At 64.7% G+C, this 15,128-nt stretch carries 16 protein-coding genes; 4 read left to right on the forward strand and 12 right to left on the reverse strand.

All coding sequences use genetic code 11. The features are described from left to right. Positions 1 to 52: 52 nt before the first annotated feature. The 12 genes from phaZ to gshB all read right to left on the reverse strand — a co-directional run bounded on the left by phaZ (position 53) and on the right by gshB (position 11,459). Positions 53 to 904, reverse strand: coding sequence for a poly(3-hydroxyalkanoate) depolymerase (gene phaZ / locus DCO48_RS14705; protein ID WP_116551340.1), 852 nt, complete (start codon positions 902 to 904; stop codon positions 53 to 55). Between the two features lie 60 nt (positions 905 to 964). Further along, positions 965 to 2,644, reverse strand: coding sequence for a class II poly(R)-hydroxyalkanoic acid synthase (gene phaC / locus DCO48_RS14710; RefSeq protein ID WP_116551341.1), 1,680 nt, complete (start codon positions 2,642 to 2,644; stop codon positions 965 to 967). 364 nt (positions 2,645 to 3,008) lie between these two features. Beyond that, entirely contained in the window at positions 3,009 to 3,386 is a 378-nt protein-coding gene (locus DCO48_RS14715; RefSeq protein ID WP_116551342.1) for a gamma-butyrobetaine hydroxylase-like domain-containing protein, read from the reverse strand. 89 nt (positions 3,387 to 3,475) lie between these two features. Then, positions 3,476 to 4,813 carry an ATP-dependent protease ATPase subunit HslU gene (gene hslU, locus DCO48_RS14720; RefSeq protein WP_116551343.1) on the reverse strand — a complete coding sequence of 446 codons (1,338 nt, stop codon included), beginning with the start codon at positions 4,811 to 4,813 and terminating at the stop codon, positions 3,476 to 3,478. A gap of 76 nt (positions 4,814 to 4,889) precedes the next feature. Beyond that, complete coding sequence (gene hslV, locus DCO48_RS14725) at positions 4,890 to 5,420, reverse strand: ATP-dependent protease subunit HslV (protein WP_028945572.1); 531 nt, start codon at positions 5,418 to 5,420, stop codon at positions 4,890 to 4,892. 145 nt (positions 5,421 to 5,565) lie between these two features. Next, the gene (locus DCO48_RS14730) at positions 5,566 to 6,837 is read right to left on the reverse strand and encodes a dihydroorotase (RefSeq protein WP_116551344.1); all 1,272 of its coding nucleotides are present in this window, start codon (positions 6,835 to 6,837) and stop codon (positions 5,566 to 5,568) included. Then, entirely contained in the window at positions 6,834 to 7,838 is a 1,005-nt protein-coding gene (locus DCO48_RS14735; RefSeq protein WP_116551345.1) for an aspartate carbamoyltransferase catalytic subunit, read from the reverse strand. Before DCO48_RS14735 ends, DCO48_RS14730 begins: the two co-directional genes overlap by 4 nt. A 12-nt stretch (positions 7,839 to 7,850) precedes the next feature. Then, entirely contained in the window at positions 7,851 to 8,369 is a 519-nt protein-coding gene (pyrR, locus tag DCO48_RS14740; protein ID WP_116551346.1) for a bifunctional pyr operon transcriptional regulator/uracil phosphoribosyltransferase PyrR, read from the reverse strand. A gap of 47 nt (positions 8,370 to 8,416) precedes the next feature. After that, positions 8,417 to 8,857 carry a Holliday junction resolvase RuvX gene (gene ruvX / locus DCO48_RS14745; protein ID WP_116551347.1) on the reverse strand — a complete coding sequence of 147 codons (441 nt, stop codon included), beginning with the start codon at positions 8,855 to 8,857 and terminating at the stop codon, positions 8,417 to 8,419. Beyond that, positions 8,857 to 9,426, reverse strand: a complete 570-nt coding sequence (locus DCO48_RS14750; protein WP_116551379.1) for a YqgE/AlgH family protein — start codon at positions 9,424 to 9,426, stop codon at positions 8,857 to 8,859. Before DCO48_RS14750 ends, ruvX begins: the two co-directional genes overlap by 1 nt. 74 nt (positions 9,427 to 9,500) lie before the next feature. Next, on the reverse strand, positions 9,501 to 10,406 hold the full coding sequence (locus DCO48_RS14755; protein WP_116551348.1) for an energy transducer TonB: 906 nt from the start codon (positions 10,404 to 10,406) through the stop codon (positions 9,501 to 9,503). A gap of 99 nt (positions 10,407 to 10,505) precedes the next feature. Further along, a complete protein-coding gene (gshB, locus tag DCO48_RS14760) occupies positions 10,506 to 11,459 on the reverse strand; it encodes a glutathione synthase (protein WP_116551349.1) in 954 nt (317 codons plus the stop codon). A gap of 207 nt (positions 11,460 to 11,666) precedes the next feature. Here gshB and pilG point away from each other — a divergent pair, with 207 nt between their 5' ends. The 4 genes from pilG to DCO48_RS14780 are packed head-to-tail and all read left to right on the forward strand — an operon-like array spanning position 11,667 to position 15,103. Beyond that, on the forward strand, positions 11,667 to 12,077 hold the full coding sequence (pilG, locus tag DCO48_RS14765; RefSeq protein WP_116551350.1) for a twitching motility response regulator PilG: 411 nt from the start codon (positions 11,667 to 11,669) through the stop codon (positions 12,075 to 12,077). A gap of 45 nt (positions 12,078 to 12,122) precedes the next feature. Continuing rightward, positions 12,123 to 12,488 carry a twitching motility response regulator PilH gene (pilH, locus tag DCO48_RS14770; RefSeq protein WP_116551380.1) on the forward strand — a complete coding sequence of 122 codons (366 nt, stop codon included), beginning with the start codon at positions 12,123 to 12,125 and terminating at the stop codon, positions 12,486 to 12,488. Beyond that, positions 12,485 to 13,039, forward strand: a complete 555-nt coding sequence (locus DCO48_RS14775; protein WP_116551351.1) for a chemotaxis protein CheW — start codon at positions 12,485 to 12,487, stop codon at positions 13,037 to 13,039. The genes pilH and DCO48_RS14775 overlap by 4 nt, the downstream gene beginning before the upstream one ends. A 15-nt stretch (positions 13,040 to 13,054) precedes the next feature. Next, on the forward strand, positions 13,055 to 15,103 hold the full coding sequence (locus tag DCO48_RS14780; RefSeq protein ID WP_116551352.1) for a methyl-accepting chemotaxis protein: 2,049 nt from the start codon (positions 13,055 to 13,057) through the stop codon (positions 15,101 to 15,103). Positions 15,104 to 15,128: the final 25 nt, after the last annotated feature.

Here is a 15,128-nt window from a genome sequence, read left to right on the forward strand (position 1 = left end):
CGTACCTGCATACCCGGCGATCCTGTCGGGGGGTGGGTGCTGGGCGGTGGGGTCAGGCGCTCGGGGCGGGCCGTGGATGCATGACGGCGCGTTGACGCTCCTGCTGCAGGAATTTCATGATGATCGGCGCCACGGCTTCGGCCCGGGTAATCAGGAACAAGTGACCATCGTCGATTATGTGTAGCTGGGCATTGGGAATTCGCCAGGCCAGCAGGCGCATATTGATCAGCGGGATCAGCGGGTCGTCGTCGCCGGCCAGCACCAGGGTCGGCTGCTGGATCTTGTGCAACCAGTGGATGCTGGTCCAGCCGAGGCCGGCGAACAGCTGCCAGTAGTAGCCCATCTTGCCGCCGGAGCGCACCTTGGCTGCGTGCGACAAGGCCAGGTCCGGGTTGCGTCGGAAGGCACCGCCGTAGATCTCCGGGGCAATGCGGATCACATGCGACGGCTGGACGTAGCGGCGCGGGCTGGCCATCAGCCAGAGCACCTTGGGTTTGCCTGGCACCATCACCGCACCGGCGGCGGTGGCGGCCAGCACCAGTTTCTTGCAGCGCTCCGGGTAATCGTGGGCGAACTGCTGGGCCAGGGCCCCCCCCCAGGACACGCCGATGACGTTGACCTGGCCATAGTCCAGGTAGTCGAGCATGCGCGCGGTCAGCTTGGCCAGACCCGGGAAGCGGTATGGGTGACGCGGCGTCGACGAGCCGCCAACGCCCGGCACGTCGAAGGCAATCACCTCCAGGTCCGGGTCCAGGGCCTGGATAAACGGGAACACCAGCTCCAGGTTGGCGCCGATGCCATTGAAGATCAGCAAGGGCGTCAGGTGCGGCTTGCCGGGGCGAACCGCGGTGCGGAGGGTCTGGCCATCCAGGTCGACGGTTCGAAAGATGTACGGTTGCGGCATGCGCGTGCCCTGTGGTCAGTGAAGCGCCGTGGCCTGCGATCAGGCCACGGGGCGCCGATGTCAGCGTTCGTGAACGTAGGTGCCCGGTGCGGCTTCGCCGGCCGGGTAGGCCTTGTTGCCGAGGCTGGCAGGGGCTTTTTTCAGTTTGCCCGAGCGTTCTTCCAGCCAGGTTTGCCAGTACAGCCACCAGGAATCGGTGTGCTTGGTCGAGTTTTCCTGCCAGTCGGTGGCCAGCGCCGGCATTTCGGTGCTGGTCATGTAACGCGCCTTGGGGTTGCCGGGCGGGTTGAGGATGCTCTGGATATGCCCGCTGTTGGACAGCAGGAACTCGACCTTGCCACCGAACAGTTGGGCCGACTTGTAGCAGGACATCCACGGCGTGATGTGGTCGTTGGTGCCGGCCACACTGAAGATGTCGGCGGTGACTTTCTTCAGGTCGATTGGCGTGCCGCACACTTCCAGTGCATCGCTGCGGGTCAGTGGGTTGTTTTTGAACATTTCGATCAGGTCGCCATGGAAGGCGGCCGGCAGGCGCGTGGTGTCGTTGTTCCAGAACAGGATGTCGAACACCGGCGGCTCGTTGCCGAGCAGGTAGTTGTTCACCCAGTAGTTCCAGATCAGGTCGTTGGGGCGCATCCAGGCAAACACCTTGGCCATGTCGCGGCCTTCGAGCACACCGGCCTGGTAGGAATGGCGCTTGGCCGCCTCCAGGGTCTGCTCGTCGACGAACAGCGCCACCTGTGTATCCAGGGTGGTGTCGAGCACGCTGACCAGCAAGGTCAGGGCGTTGACCTTGGTTTCGCCCAGCGCTGCGTAATGGCCCACCAGCGCGGTGCAGGTGATGCCGCCGGAGCAGGCGCCGAGCATGTTCAGGTCTTTGCTGCCGGTGATCGCCAGTACCACGTCGACGGCTTCCTTGAGCGCGTCGATATAGGTCGACAAGCCCCACTCGCGCTGCGCCTTGGTCGGGTTGCGCCAGCTGACGATGAAGGTCTGCACGGTGGAACGCAGGCAGAAGCGCGCCAGGCTCTTTTCCGGGCTGAGGTCGAATACATAGAACTTGTTGATCTGCGGCGGCACCACCAGCAGCGGGCGTTCGTGCACCTGCTCGGTGATCGGCCGGTACTGGATCAGTTCCAGCACGTCGTTGCGAAACACCACCGAGCCTTCGCTGGTGCCGAGGTTCTTGCCAACCTCGAAGGCCTCCATGTTCACCTGGCTGGGCATGCCGCCGTTGTGCACCATGTCCTTGGCCAGGTTCGACAGGCCGTCGAGCAGGCTTTTGCCACCGGTTTCGAAGAAGCGTTTGACCGCTGCCGGGTTGGCGGCGGTGTTAGTCGGGGCCATGGCCTCGGTCATCAGGTTGATGACGAAGTGGCCGCGGCTGATGTCCTGGTCGGACAGGTTGGATTGCCCAATCCAGTCGTGCAGTTCCTTGCGCCAGGCCAGGTAGGTTTGCAGGTAGCGGCGATACAGCGGGTTCTGGCTCCAGGCCGGGTCGCTGAAACGGCGGTCGTCACCCTCCGGCTGTAGGCCGGATTTGCCGAAGATCACATCCTTGAGTTCCATGCCGAAATGCGCGACATGCTTGGCACTGTGCAGCGGTTGCCGGATGGCCTGACGCAGCACCATTCGAGCAGAAGTCAGCAAATCCTTGCGGCGCAAGCCGATCACCGGGTTCAGGCCCAGTGTGTTCTCCGAGGCTTGGCGCTGCAGGTCATCGTTATTCTTGTTACTCATCTACGACGCTCCGTTGTCCTGAGACGAGTACCGGCGAGTGCTGTGAGCGTGACACAGACGTAGGCCCGGTACTGCTGCTCGGGTGACCAGTGATAACGAACTGCGGTCCTGCGGCCGGATGCAAACGACGATGAGCGTTGCCCTGATTACGGGCCAGAGTGTTCTGCGTGTGAAGACAGCCTGCTTTCGCTCGCGACCTCTACATACCGGCCAGACCCTGCCCGATGACGATGCAGGGAGCTTGCCAGATCCATTGGTTACCCGACTTTCCTGTATTACGCAAGCCGGCCAATCGTTGGCCGTTGCCAGAGGCATTCAAGCAGATAGCGTTAGAAAATGCGCTCTAAACAGGAAGACTAGTGAGCTAGAGCATCAGCTTGATGACAGACTCGGACGGATCGCGGGATTTGCCGGCCTTGGCCAGCGCGTCGAGGTAATCGGCCCAGAGCGCCTGCTGGCGCAGGCACAGCTGTTCAAGGTAGTCCCAGGTGAACAGGCCGCTGTCGTGGCCGTCGTCGAAGGTCAGTTTCAGTGCGTACTGGCCGGCCGGCTCGATTCGGGTCAGGCCGACGCCCAGTTTGCCGACTTGCAGGATCGGGTTGCCGTGGCCCTGGACCTCGGCGGAAGGGGAGTGCACGCGCAGGAATTCTGCCGGCAGTTGATAGACCTCGTCGGGCCCGTAGGTCAGGCTCAGGGTTTTCGAGGCTTTGTGCAGATTGATGGCGCTGGGGAGTCGGGACATTTTTGAGGGCTTCTTGGGCTACAAGCTTCAAGCTACAAGCTGCAAGACGAGTATGTCCAGCTTGCAGCTTGAGGCTTGTAGCTTGCCGCTTACAGAATGTAGCGGGACAGGTCTTCGTTCTGCGCCAATTCGCCGAGGTGGCTGTTGACGTAGTCGGCGTCGATGCGGATCGGCGCTTCCTGATGTGCGCTGGCCAGGTCGCCGGCGCTGAACGAGACCTCTTCGAGCAGACGCTCAAGCAGGGTGTGCAGGCGCCGGGCACCGATGTTCTCGGTCTTCTCGTTGACCTGCCAGGCGATCTCGGCCAGGCGCTTGATGCCGTCGGCGGCGAACTCGATGTTCAGGCCTTCGGTTTTCAGCAGTTCGCGGTACTGTTCGGTCAGCGACGCGTGCGGCTCGCTGAGGATGCGCTCGAAGTCTTCCGGGCTCAGTGCCTTGAGTTCCACGCGGATCGGCAGACGGCCTTGCAGTTCGGGCACCAGGTCGCTCGGCTTGCTCAGGTGGAAGGCACCGGAGGCAATGAACAGGATGTGGTCGGTCTTGACCATGCCCAGCTTGGTGTTCACCGTGCAGCCTTCGATCAGCGGCAGCAGGTCGCGCTGCACGCCTTCACGGGAGACATCGGCGCCGCCGACGTTGCCGCGCTTGGCCACCTTGTCGATTTCGTCGATGAACACGATGCCGTGCTGTTCGACCGCTTCCAGGGCCTTGGCCTTGAGCTCTTCCTCGTTGACCAGGCGCCCGGCTTCTTCGTCGCGCACCAGCTTGAGCGCTTCCTTGACCTTGAGCTTGCGGTTCTTGCGCTTGCCCTTGCCCATGTTGGCGAACAGGTTCTGCAGCTGGTTGGTCATCTCTTCCATGCCAGGCGGCGCGGAAATATCGACGCCGACGGCATCGGCCACTTCGATTTCGATTTCCTTGTCGTCCAGTTGGCCTTCGCGCAGGCGCTTGCGGAACAGCTGGCGGGTGTTGGAATCCTGGCTGGTGACCTGGTCTTCGTTGAAGCCGGTGCGTGCCGGTGGCAGCAGGGCGTCGAGGATGCGCTCTTCGGCGGCGTCTTCGGCGCGGTGCTGGACGCGGGTCATCTCCTGCTCGCGGAGCAGCTTGATGGCGGCGTCGGCCAGATCACGGATGATCGATTCGACATCACGGCCGACATAGCCGACTTCGGTAAACTTGGTCGCTTCGACCTTGATGAACGGGGCGTTGGCCAACTTCGCCAGGCGGCGGGCGATTTCGGTTTTGCCGACGCCGGTCGGGCCGATCATCAGGATGTTCTTCGGGGTGACTTCGACGCGCAGTTCGGCTGGCAGTTGCATGCGCCGCCAGCGGTTGCGCAGGGCGATGGCGACGGCGCGCTTGGCGTCGTCCTGGCCGATGATGTGGCGGTTGAGCTCGTGGACGATTTCGCGGGGGGTCATAGACATGGTGATGTCGGTCCTGTGGCGCGGTAATTCAGCGTGGAAAAGCCCAACCGCCGGGGTTGGGCGCCAGAACAGCTGATTACTCGGCCAGGTCCTGCTCCTCGATGGTCAGGTTGTGGTTGGTGAACACGCAGATATCGCCGGCAATGTTCAGGGCGGTTTCGGCGATTTCACGCGCCGACAGGTCGGTTTTCTGCAGCAGGGCGCGCGCGGCGGCCTGGGCGTAGGCGCCACCGGAGCCCATGGCGATCAGGCCGTCTTCCGGCTCGACCACGTCACCGTTGCCGGTGATGATCAGCGATGCATCCTTGTTGGCGACGGCCAGCATGGCTTCCAGGCGGCTCAGCGAGCGGTCGGTACGCCATTCCTTGGCCAGCTCGACGGCGGCGCGAATCAGGTGGCCCTGGTGTTTTTCCAGTTGCCCTTCAAAACGTTCGAACAGGGTGAAGGCGTCGGCAGTGGCACCGGCGAAGCCAGCAATGACCTGGCCGTGGTACAGGCGACGAACCTTTTTGGCGTTGCCTTTCATCACGGTGTTGCCGAGGGAAACCTGGCCGTCGCCGCCCATGACGACTTTGCCGTGGCGGCGAACTGAAACGATGGTGGTCAAGGGAGAGTCTCCACGCAGCGGGGCGAAAATGCCGATGCAGACTCATATGGGGGTGCGGGGAAGGATTTCAACTGTGGGAGATGAGTGGTTGCCAGTGTAGGCCTCATCGCGGGACGAGTCGTCCCGCGATGAGGCCAGTAGGCAATCACCCCTCGTGGCTGATATGCCCATCGACCAAGGTATAACGCACCGCACTGGGCAGGCAGTGGCCGATGAACGGGCAGTTTTCACCCTTCGAACGCCAGGTCTCCCCCGCCACCGTCGAGGCTTGCGGGTCGAACAGCACCAGGTCTGCCGCGCCGCCCACCTTCAGCTCACCGGCTGGCAGACGCAGCGCCTGCGCCGGGCCTGTCGACAAACGTTGCAACAAAGTCGTCAGGTCGAGCAGGCCGTCTTCCACCAGGGTCATGGCCAGCGGCAGCAACAGCTCGACGCTGCTGATGCCCGGCTCGGTGGCACCGAACGGCGCCAGCTTGGCATCGCGCTCATGCGGCTGGTGATGGCTGGAAATCGCCTGGATCACCCCGGACTTCAGCGCCGCGCGCAAACCGTCGCGGTCGGCCTGGGTGCGCAGCGGCGGCTGCACGTGGTACAGGCTGGAGAAGTCGGCCAGGGCCTGATCGGTCAGGATCAACTGGTACAGCGCCACATCGGCGGTGACCGGCAGGCCGCGGGCCTGGGCCTGCTCGATCAGCTCGGCGCCACGGGCGCTGGTCAGCTGGCTGAAGTGTGCGCGCACACCGGTTTGCTCGACCAGCAGCAGGTCGCGGGCCAGGGCCACGGTTTCGGCGGTTTCCGGAATGCCCGGCAAGCCGAGGAAGCTGGCCATCGCGCCTTCGTGGGCGAGACCGCCCTGGGCCAGGTCGCGGTCCTGGGAATGGAAGATCACCGTCAGGTCGAAGGTGGCCGCATATTCCAGCGCCCGGCACAGCGTACGGGTGTTGCCGAAGCTCTTCAGGCCGTTGCCGAAGGCCACGCAGCCGGCGTCGCGCAGGGCGATCAGCTCGGCCAGTTGCTCGCCTTCCAGGCCTTTGCTCAGGGCACCGATCGGAAACACCTTGCTGTGCCCGGCTTCGCGGGCGCGGTCGAGGATCAGCTCGGCCACCGCCGACACGTCCAGGACCGGTTTGGTGTGCGGTGGGCAGCACAGGCTGGTGACGCCACCGGCTGCGGCGGCGCGGGTTTCGCTGGCAATGCTGCCTTTGCGGCTGTAGCCCGGCTCGCGCAGGGCGACGCTCAGGTCGACCAGACCGGGCGCAGCGACCAGGCCATTGGCCTCCAGCGTGCGCGCGGCCTTGAAGCCGGCCGGCGCGGCGCCGATGGCAACGATCTTGCCGGCGTCGATATGCAGGTCGCTGAGCTGGTCCAGGCCAGACGTCGGATCGATGACCCGGGCGCCGAGGATACTGAGGGTCACTGGGCGTTCTCCTGCTCGAATTGACGTTGGGCGGTCTGCCCGCTCATGGCCATCGACAGCACCGCCATGCGCACGGCGATGCCGTAGGTAACCTGGTTGAGGATCACCGACTGGGCGCCGTCGGCAACCGCCGACTCGATCTCGACGCCACGGTTGATCGGCCCCGGGTGCATCACGATGGCATCCGGCTTGGCCCCGGCCAGGCGTGCGGTGGTCAGGCCGAACAGGCGGTAGAACTCGCCTTCGCTCGGCAGCAGGCCGCCGGCCATGCGTTCACGCTGCAGGCGCAGCATGATCACCACGTCGACGTCCTTCAGGCCTTGTTCGAGGTCGGTGTAGACCTTGACCCCGTACTGCTCGATACCGATCGGCAGCAGGGTTTTCGGGCCGATCACACGGATATCCGGGCAGCCCAGGGTTTTCAGCGCGAGCATGTTCGAGCGCGCCACCCGCGAGTGCAGGATGTCGCCGACAATGGCCACCGAAAGGTTTTCGAAGCCGCCCTTGTGCCGACGAATGGTGAGCATGTCGAGCATGCCCTGGGTCGGGTGGGCATGACGGCCGTCGCCGCCGTTGATGATTGCCACCTCCGGGCACACGTGCTCGGCGATGAAGTGCGCGGCGCCCGAGTCGCCGTGGCGTACCACGAACATGTCGGCGGCCATGGCTTCGAGGTTGCGCAGGGTGTCGAACAGGGTCTCGCCCTTGCTCGTCGAGGAGGTCGACACGTTCAGCGTGATCACATCGGCCGACAGCCGCTGGGCGGCCAGTTCGAAGGTGGTGCGGGTGCGGGTGGAGTTTTCGAAGAACACGTTGCACACGGTTTTACCGCGCAGCAATGGCACCTTCTTTACGGCCCGCGCGCCGACTTCGAGGAACGAGTCGGCGGTGTCGAGGATTTCGGTCAACAGCTCGCGGGGCAAACCGTCGAGCGAGAGGAAGTGGCGCAGCTGGCCCTGATCATTGAGCTGCAGCGGGCGCTTGGCGTCGAGTGGCGTCATCGCGGGGGACTCTTAAAGGGCGGAAGCGGAAGCGAGGTCCTGGCGCTCGAGGGCGAGCGGGGCGGGGCCGAGCAATTTTACCCGTTCATGGGCGGCCAGCGACAGGGTGGCACCGACCACATTCGGCCGGATCGGCAATTCGCCGGCGTCCAGGTCGAGCAGGCAGACCAGGGTCACGCTGGCCGGGCGGCCATAGTCGAACAGTTCGTTGAGGGCCGCGCGGATGGTTCGGCCGCTCATCAGCACGTCGTCGATCAGCACCAGGTGCTGGCCTTCGATCTCGAACGGCAGTTCCGACGGGCGCACTTGCGGGTGCAGGCCGTTCTGGCTGAAATCGTCGCGGTAGAACGACACATCGAGGGTGCCCAGCGGCGTGTCGCTGCCGAGCTCGGCCAGCAGCGCCTGGGCGACCCAGACACCGCCGGTGCGGATGCCGATGAAGCGCGGTTGGTCGATCTGGCGGCGCGCGAGATGGGCGCGAAGGTCGACAGCCATCTGCCGGATCAGTTCGGCGGGATTGGGTAGGCTCATGCTTGCTCCTCAAAGCGCCGGGGCTGACCCGGCGGTAAAACCGGTGATCAGGATTGCAACTGCCCGGCATTGGCCTCCAGCCAGCCTTGCAGGAGCAGGGCGGCGGCGATCGCATCGACCGGGTTGTCGCGGTAACTGCCGCGCTGACCGCCGCGGGCCATGCGCTCGCCCTTGGCTTCGAAGGTGGTCAGGCGTTCGTCGTGGGTGTGTACCGGCAGGTTGAAGCGGCCGTTCAGGCGGCGCGCGAACTTCTCGGCGCGCTCGCTCATTTCGCTGGGCGTGCCGTCCATGTTCAGCGGCAGGCCGACGACCAGGGCGTCGGGCTTCCATTCCTTGATGAGCTTTTCCATTTGCGCCCAATCGGGGCTGCCATTCTGTGCTTTCAGCGTGCACAGCTCGCGGGCCTGGCCGGTGATGACCTGGCCGACGGCGACGCCGATCTGCCGGCTGCCGTAGTCGAAGCCCAGTAACAAGCGGATCCCGGCCATCAGGCGTGCCCCGCCTGGCTGGTGAGCAGGCTCAGGTCGATCTTGAGGATCTTCGCCGCTTCGTTGAGGCGTTTGTCGCTGGCCATGCCAAAGATGATCTCCGGGTCGAACGGGCAGTTGAGCCAGGCGTTGTCGGCCAGTTCCGCTTCCAGTTGGCCGGCTTCCCAGCCGGCGTAGCCGAGGGTGATCAGGCTTTTTTCCGGGCCGACGCCGTCGGCGATGGCAAACAGGATGTCCTGCGAGGTGGACAGCGACAGGCCGTCGAGGGCGACGGTGGCCTGGTAGGTTTTCTCACTGGTGTGCAGGACGAAGCCGCGGTCGGTCTGCACCGGGCCGCCCAGGTAGATCGGGACCTGCAGGCAGCTGGCCGGCGGTTCGACGTCGGGGCGCAGTTGTTCGAGGATATCCGCCAGGTTCAGCTCCTGGGGGCGATTGACCACCAGCCCCATGGCACCGTTGGCGTTGTGCTCGACGATGTAGGTAAGGGTATGCGCGAAGTTCGGGTCGGCCATGTGCGGCATGGCGATCAGGAACTGATGCTTGAGGTAACTCGGACTGAGGTTTTTCATGGTTTGTAGTGTGGCGGTGAGGCGCTGGGCTGGCAAGCCAGCGCCTACAGAAACCGTGCAGTTCCTAGTTGTACTCAGTTACTCGACAGCCGGTCACCCCGCGCAAAGCGCCAGGTGCGGATGATCTCCAGCCGGTCGACATCGGCCAGGTCCCCGGTAAACGGTGCAAAGGGCGCTGCCAGGCGCACGATACGCTGCGCCGCCTGATCCAGCACCGGCTGCCCGGACGATTCCAGCACCAGTACCTCATACAGCGAGCCATCGCTGTTGATCGACACCAGCAGGCGCAGGTTGCCGTAGATCTGCTGGCGCCGCGCTTCGTCCGGGTAGTTCAGGTTACCGATCCGCTCGACCTTCTTGCGCCACTCGTCCTTGTACCAGGCGCCCTTGTCGCGCATGGTCGAGGCCGCGCTCAAACGGTGGATGCGCGGGCGTTTGGCGTACATCTGCTGTTCATGCGACAGCTCCGCCTCAAGGCTGGCGATCTGGCTCGACAGCTGCGAGCTGTCGAAGTCCGGGGTGGCGGCCTTGGGTTTTTCCTGCGGCTTGACTTCTTTCGGGCGGGTCTCGACCTTCTGGGCCTTCGGCGCCTGGGTGGCAATCGCCGCCTTGGGCGGGGCCGGCTGCGGCGGCACCTCCTGTCGGGCGGCCGGCGGAGGCGTGACCTTGTTGATCTTGTTGTCCTGGAACGGCGCGACCTCGGTGGTCTTGGGCAGCGCCTTCTTCTCCAGCGTGCCGCTGCCCTGCTGGTTGTCCTGGGCCAGGTAATCGGCCTTCTTCGGCGCGCTGTCGCTCTTGAAGGTGGCCAGGGTGATTTCCATGGTCCGGCGGATTTCCTCCGGCTTGGCGAAGGTAAAGCCCACCCCGAGGATCAGCGCCAGGTGCACCAGCGCCGCCATGAACAAGGTGAAGCCCAGCCGGTCCGCCGGGCGGACGCGGGGCGGGGAAAAGTCGGCAGGAATGTCGGCAGGAAGCGTCATCGATTATCCAGCAGCCGGCGAACACCGGCAGAGCAGGGCGCCCGGTTCAAAAAGGACCGGCATGATAACCCACTCTGCGCGGTTTCCCCGCGTCGGCGGTCAGCGTGCCTTGAGCTTGCGATCAATGGCGTCCATCAGTTGCACGCCAATCCGCGTGCCGTAGGCATTGTCGATCTCGCGGATGCAGGTCGGGCTGGTCACGTTGATTTCGGTCAGGTGCTCGCCGATCACGTCCAGGCCGACGAACAGCAGGCCCTTCTCGCGCAAGGTCGGGCCGACCTGGGCGGCAATCCAGCGGTCGCGCTCGCTCAGCTCGCGGGCTTCGCCACGGCCGCCGGCGGCCAGGTTGCCACGGGTTTCGCCGCTGGCCGGGATGCGCGCCAGGCAGTACGGCACCGGCTCGCCGTCGATCATCAGGATGCGCTTGTCGCCGTCCTTGATCGCCGGCAGGTAGGCCTGGGCCATGATCTGCTGGGTGCCCAGGGCGGTCAGCGTCTCGAGGATCACCGACAGGTTCGGGTCGCCCACTCGGTGGCGGAAGATCGAGGTGCCGCCCATGCCATCCAGCGGTTTGAGGATCACGTCGCCATGCTGCGCGGCGAACGCGCGGATAATGTCCGGGCGACGGCTCACCAGGGTCGGCGGGGTGCACTGCGGGAACAGCGTGGCGAACAGCTTTTCGTTGCAGTCGCGCAGGCTTTGCGGCCGGTTGACCACCAGCACCCCGGCGGCTTCGGCCTGTTCCAGCAGGTAGGTGGTGTAGACGAACTCCATGTCGAACGGCGGATCCTTGCGCATCAGGATCACGTCGAGGTCGCTCAGCGGCGCGTCGGTCTCGGCGTCCAGTTCGAACCATTTGGCCGGGTCGGCGAAGACGTTCAGCGGGCGCATCCTGGCCCGGGCCTCACCGGCGTTCTGGTACAGGTCCTGCTGTTCCATGTAGAACAGCGACCAGCCGCGTTCCTGCGCTGCCAGCAACATGGCCAGCGAGCTGTCCTTCTTGTAGGAGATGGACGCGATGGGGTCCATGACAATCCCGAGGCGAACGCTCATGGGGTATATCCTCTCGGCGGCGCGGGGGCCGCAGTGGCTCGAATGAAAAGTGGCGTCAGGGTGGCGCTCGCGGCGCCGCCGGTCAAGGGAAAAACGCGGCCCGGCCAGGGCTGCGCGCAGGCCGATGGAACGCAGCCCCCGGAGTATGCTAAAAAGGCCGGGCACGTGGCCTGCACGGCGCTATTCACAGGCGATGGTGGAGCAATCATGGGACAGCCCGACACGGCACTGAAGGTGATGGTCATCGACGACTCCAAGACGATTCGTCGCACTGCCGAAATGCTCCTCAGCGAAGCGGGGTGCGAGGTCATCACGGCCATCGACGGTTTCGATGCGCTGGCCAAGATCGTCGACCAGCGCCCCAGCATCATCTTTGTCGATGTGCTGATGCCGCGCCTCGACGGCTACCAGACCTGCGCCCTGGTCAAGCAGAACAGCGCCTTCAAGGACACTCCGGTGATCATGCTGTCGTCGCGCGACGGCCTGTTCGACAAGGCTCGCGGGCGCATCGCCGGCTCTGATCAATTTCTGACCAAGCCTTTCAGCAAGGAAGAACTGCTCGATGCAATCCGCGCCCATGTGCCGGGTTTCGCCGCAGAAGAACAACACGCACCCTGACGCGGCGCCATCGAGCGCGGCGTCTTTCCTTTTATGGGGAACAGCATGGCCCGAATCCTGATTGTCGACGACTCGCCGACCGAGATGTACAAACTCACCGGAATGCTCGAAAAACACGGGCACCAGGTGCTCAAGGCCGAGAACGGCGCCGACGGCGTGGCCCTGGCCCGGCATGAAAAACCCGATGCGGTCCTGATGGACATCGTCATGCCCGGGGTCAACGGCTTCCAGGCCACCCGCCAGCTGAGCAAGGACGAAACCACCGCGCATATCCCGGTAATCATCGTCACCACCAAGGATCAGGAAACCGACAAGGTCTGGGGCCAGCGCCAGGGCGCGGTCGACTACCTGACCAAGCCGGTCGATGAAGACACCCTGATCCAGGTGCTCAACAAAGTCCTCAAGGTGTGACCACCCGGCCCATGGGCGAGTCGTTGACGGCCTTCGAGCTGCTGCTGGACATCGACCGTCGCTGCCGGCTGCTGGCGGCCGACCTGCCGTTGCAGGAAACCCGCCTGCAAACCTGGAGCGGCATCGGCTTCCGGATGGGTGCCTACTGGTTCGTCGCCCCCATGGGCGAAGTGGCCGAGGTGCTCCAGGAACCACGCATGAGCCGTATCCCCGGGGTCAAGCCGTGGGTCGCCGGGGTTTCCAACCTGCGTGGGCGATTGCTGCCGGTGATGGACCTGTGCGGCTTTCTCGGCTTGGGCCTGTCGGTGCTGCGCAAGCAGCGCCGGGTGCTGGTGCTCGACCACGACGAGTTGTTCGCCGGCCTGCTGGTCGACGAAGTGGTCGGTCTGCAGCACTTCCCCCTGCACAGCCTCGAACTGTCGCCGCCGGAGCCGTTGTTGCCGGCATCGCAGCCGTTCGTTCAGGGGCATTTTCAGCGCGAGCGCTGCTGGGGCATTTTCAGTCCGTTTGCCCTGGCCCAGGCGCCGGGTTTTCTCGATGTGGCGCTGTAAAGGAATGCCAGACCTGTGACCAAGCTCAAGACCGCTACTTCGGTGCATGGCTCGCGCAGCAGCGCGCAGATCGCAGCATTGTTCGTCGTGCTGATCCTGTCGATCGTGCTGCTGTTCGCCAACTTCGCCTACCTCAATACCCAGGCCAATCACGACAAGCAGTACATCGGCCATGCCGGCGAACTGCGCGTGTTGTCGCAACGTATCGCCAAGAACGCCACCGAGGCCGCCGCCGGCAAGCCGCGGGCGTTCAAACTGCTGAGCGAAGCGCGCAACGACTTCGAGCAACGCTGGGGCTACCTGCAGAAGGGCGATCCGAACACCGGCCTGCCGCCGGCGCCGGCGGCGGTGCGCAACGAGATGGACGCGGTGCTGCGCGACTGGGAAAACCTGCGCAGCAACGCCGACGCGATTCTCGCCAGCGAGCAGACCGTGCTGTCGCTGCACCAGGTGGCGGCAACCCTGGCCGAAACCGTGCCGCAGTTGCAGGTGGAATACGAAAAGGTCGTCGAGATCCTGCTGCAGAGCGGCGCGCCGGCCAATCAGGTGGCGGTGGCCCAGCGCCAGGCGCTGCTGGCCGAACGCATCCTCGGCGCGGTCAATACCGTGCTGGCCGGCGATGAAACGGCGGTGGCCGCCGCCGATGCCTTCGGTCGCGATGCCAGCCGCTTCGGCCAGGTGCTCGAAGGCATGCTTGGCGGCAACCCGGGCATTCAGGTAACCCGCGTACAGGACCCCGACGCCCGCGCCCGTCTGGCGGAAATCGCCGAGCTGTTCCAGTTCGTCGCCGGCTCGGTGGACGAGATTCTCGAAACCTCACCCGAGCTGTTTCGCGTCCGCGAATCGGCCGGGAGTATCTTCAACCTCTCGCAAACCCTGCTCGACGAGGCTTCGCGGCTGGCCAACGGTTTTGAAAACCTTGCCAGCGGGCGCACCCTGGATACGGTCGGCGGCTACGTGCTCGGCCTGCTGGCGCTGGCGTCGATCATCCTGATCGGCTCGGTGATGGTCCGCGAAACCAACCGTCAGTTGCGCGAAACCGCGTTGAAGCACGAGCGTAACCAGCAGGCGATCATGCGCCTGCTCGACGAAATCGAGGACCTGGCCGATGGCAACCTCACCGTCACCGCCTCGGTCACCGAGGACTTCACCGGGGCGATTGCCGACTCGATCAACTATTCCATCGACCAACTGCGCGACCTGGTGCTGACCATCAACCACAGCGCCGAGGAAGTCGCCGCGGCCGTGCAGGACACCCAGGCCGCAGCGGCCCAGTTGGCCAAGGCTTCCGAACATCAGGCCGAACAGATCGCCGACGCCTCGATGGCGGTCGGCGACATGGCCGAGTCCATCGACCGGGTGTCCGCGCACGCCTACGAGTCGGCCAAGGTGGCCGAGCGGTCGGTGGCCATCGCCAACAAGGGTAACGAGGTGGTGCACAACACCATCAATGGCATGGACAACATCCGCGAGCAGATCCAGGACACCGCCAAGCGCATCAAGCGCCTCGGCGAGTCGTCGCAGGAGATTGGCGACATCGTCAGCCTGATCGACGACATTGCCGAACAGACCAACATCCTTGCCCTCAATGCGGCTATCCAGGCCTCGATGGCCGGTGAGGCCGGGCGTGGTTTTGCCGTGGTTGCCGACGAAGTACAACGCCTGGCGGAACGCTCGTCGTCGGCGACCCGGCAGATCGAGGCGCTGGTGCGGGCGATCCAGGCCGACACCAACGAGGCGGTCATCTCCATGGAGCAGACCACCGCCGAAGTGGTGCGCGGTGCGCGCCTGGCGCAGGATGCCGGGGTGGCGCTGGCCGAGATCGAGGGCGTGTCGCAGACCCTCGCCGAGCTTATCCATAGCATCTCCGATGCCGCGCAGCTGCAAACCTCATCGGCCGGACAGATTTCCCATACGATGTCGGTCATCCAGCAGATCACCGCACAAACCTCGTCCGGCTCGACCGCTACCGCCGAGAGCATCGGCGACCTGGCGCGGATGGCCAGCGAAATGCGCCGCTCGGTTTCGGGCTTCACCTTGCCATCAACACCGGAGGCGCGCTGATTCGGCGCCCAGGCATCATGGTTAC

It is taken from the genome of Pseudomonas sp. SDI (assembly GCF_003105155.1).
Classification (GTDB): Bacteria; Pseudomonadota; Gammaproteobacteria; order Pseudomonadales; family Pseudomonadaceae; genus Aquipseudomonas.

Excerpts from the sequence above, each read along its gene's own strand:
- phaZ (WP_116551340.1), bottom strand. The coding sequence starts at position 904 with ATGCCGCAACCGTACATCTTTCGAACCGTCGACCTGGATGGCCAGACC.
- phaC (WP_116551341.1), bottom strand. The coding sequence starts at position 2,644 with ATGAGTAACAAGAATAACGATGACCTGCAGCGCCAAGCCTCGGAGAAC.
- DCO48_RS14715 (WP_116551342.1), bottom strand. The coding sequence starts at position 3,386 with ATGTCCCGACTCCCCAGCGCCATCAATCTGCACAAAGCCTCGAAAACC.
- hslU (WP_116551343.1), bottom strand. The coding sequence starts at position 4,813 with ATGTCTATGACCCCCCGCGAAATCGTCCACGAGCTCAACCGCCACATC.
- DCO48_RS14735 (WP_116551345.1), bottom strand. The coding sequence starts at position 7,838 with ATGACGCCACTCGACGCCAAGCGCCCGCTGCAGCTCAATGATCAGGGC.
- pyrR (WP_116551346.1), bottom strand. The coding sequence starts at position 8,369 with ATGAGCCTACCCAATCCCGCCGAACTGATCCGGCAGATGGCTGTCGAC.
- ruvX (WP_116551347.1), bottom strand. The coding sequence starts at position 8,857 with ATGGCCGGGATCCGCTTGTTACTGGGCTTCGACTACGGCAGCCGGCAG.
- DCO48_RS14750 (WP_116551379.1), bottom strand. The coding sequence starts at position 9,426 with ATGAAAAACCTCAGTCCGAGTTACCTCAAGCATCAGTTCCTGATCGCC.
- DCO48_RS14755 (WP_116551348.1), bottom strand. The coding sequence starts at position 10,406 with ATGACGCTTCCTGCCGACATTCCTGCCGACTTTTCCCCGCCCCGCGTC.
- gshB (WP_116551349.1), bottom strand. The coding sequence starts at position 11,459 with ATGAGCGTTCGCCTCGGGATTGTCATGGACCCCATCGCGTCCATCTCC.
- pilG (WP_116551350.1), top strand. The coding sequence starts at position 11,667 with ATGGGACAGCCCGACACGGCACTGAAGGTGATGGTCATCGACGACTCC.
- pilH (WP_116551380.1), top strand. The coding sequence starts at position 12,123 with ATGGCCCGAATCCTGATTGTCGACGACTCGCCGACCGAGATGTACAAA.